We start from the raw sequence: 2021 nt of genomic DNA on the forward strand, positions 1-2021 counted from the left end.
GCCCATAAACCGCGCCAGCGTTCTGGTGCCACAGATCTCGAAGCCGCCGTCGGCCAGCGCCACCGTGGTCGGGCCGTTCTGATCGCCAGTGGTGGTCGTGTTCACCCGGAACTCGCCACCGATCTTCCCGCCTCCCGCCGTGAACCGCTGGGCATAAACGCCCCAGCCGGCACCGTCCTCCCCCGCAGATTGCCATGCCACCACATAGCTGCCGTCCGCCAGGATCGCCACCGACGGCGCCGTCTGGTCACTGGCCAGCTGCGCATTGATAACCGTCTCCGATCCGGGGTTGGCTTGGCCGGCGGATACGACTGTGTTGACAAGCGTGGGTTCCCACTCCGTCCAAACGACACCGTCGCTGAGGCGCACCATGACGACATCCGTGGCGGCCACACTTCCCGCCACGAAGCGCAGCCCTGCCAACTGGGCGGATGTGACGGTGATGATGCCACCCACCGGCTGAACCACCCCGTTCAGCACGAAGTAGCCACCATCCGAACTCAAGTCCTGGAACTGATACGTAGGTACGTACTGTTGACCAGCGTATATCAAAGCTGAGGCTGCAACCGACTGTTGGGCTCCTAACAACACTGTACGTCCGTCGGAATAGGGCGCGACGGCGGTAAAATTCTTGGTGATGATGTCATAGCCATCGGCCGTCTGGCTGGCCCATATGGCGATATAGTCGCCATTTGGCTGCATCGCTAAAACCGGCTGGGTCTGGTTGCCGCCGGTGGTGTCGTTCAGACGGAACTCGCCACCCACAACCGCACCACCGGCATCGTAGCGCTGGGCGTAGATGCCAAAGCCGCTGCCATCCTCCCCGTTCGACGCCCAGGTGACCAAGTAGCCGCCATCAGACGTCGCGATGACTTTGGGCAGGGTCTGGTCGTCCGCGGTATAGGTGTTGACCTGGATGGCGGCACCAACCGCGCTGCCATCCGCCGCATAGCGACGCAGCAGGATGTTATGCGTCGTGGACGTGTCCCCCGTGCCCGTGCTGGCGAAGACAACGACATAACCGCCGTCCTTCAGGCCCGCCATCGAGGTATAAATTTGCTCCCCCGCTATCGGCCCGCCCAGAATGTCGGTGTAGCCGCCGACCGCCTTGCCCGTCGCGTCAAACCGCTGCAGGAACACGTCCTCGCCATAACGCGCGATGCTAAAGTCCCAACTGGCGACAAATCCACCGTCCGCCAGCGCCGTCACCGCTGGATACGCCGCCTGGGCATAGCTGCCGGTACCAAGGTAAGTCGACAGCATCAACTGGCCGGTGATGGCCGTGCCGTTGCCGTCGAATATCTGCCCCTTGATGAAGTTGCCCGTGTTCACATCGTAAAAGACCCACGCCACCAGAAGGTTGCCGTTCGCCAGGAGGGTCGCGACCGGTCTGCTTCCGCTGGCAACACTGATCTGGCCGCCCACCGCGTTCCCGGTGGCGTCATAGCGCTGCCCATAAACCGCGCCAGCGTTCTGCTGCCACAGAATCTCGAAGCCGCCGTCGGCCAGCGCCACCGTGGTCGGGGCGTTCTGATCGCCAGTGGTGGTCGTGTTCACCCGGAACTCGCCACCGATCTTCCCGCCTCCCGCCGTGAACCGCTGGGCATAAACGCCCCAGCCGGCACCGTCCTCCCCCGCAGATTGCCATGCCACCACATAGCTGCCGTCCGCCAGGATCGCCACCGACGGCGCCGTCTGGTCACTGGCCAGCTGCGCATTGATAACCGTCTCCGATCCGGGGTTGGCTTGGCCGGCGGATACGACTGTGTTGACAAGCGTGGGTTCCCACTCCGTCCAAACGACACCGTCGCTGAGGCGCACCATGACGACATCCGTGGCGGCCACACTTCCCGCCACGAAGCGCAGCCCTGCCAACTGGGCGGATGTGACGGTGATGATGCCACCCACCGGCTGAACCACCCCGTTCAGCACGAAGTAGCCACCATCCGAACTCAAGTCCTGGAACTGATACGTAGGTACGTACTGTTGACCAGCGTATATCAAAGCTGAGGCTGCAACCG

The 2021-nt window shown here is 63.1% G+C and carries 1 pseudogene; it reads right to left on the reverse strand.

Annotation, left to right across the window (positions count from 1 at the left end):
* Nucleotides 1-1932: pseudogene (locus tag I55_RS13640) on the reverse strand (hypothetical protein); the annotation flags it as partial.
* Nucleotides 1933-2021: the final 89 nt, after the last annotated feature.

The organism is Azospirillum sp. B4 (assembly GCF_000333275.1).
Lineage (GTDB): Bacteria > Pseudomonadota > Alphaproteobacteria > Azospirillales > Azospirillaceae > Nitrospirillum.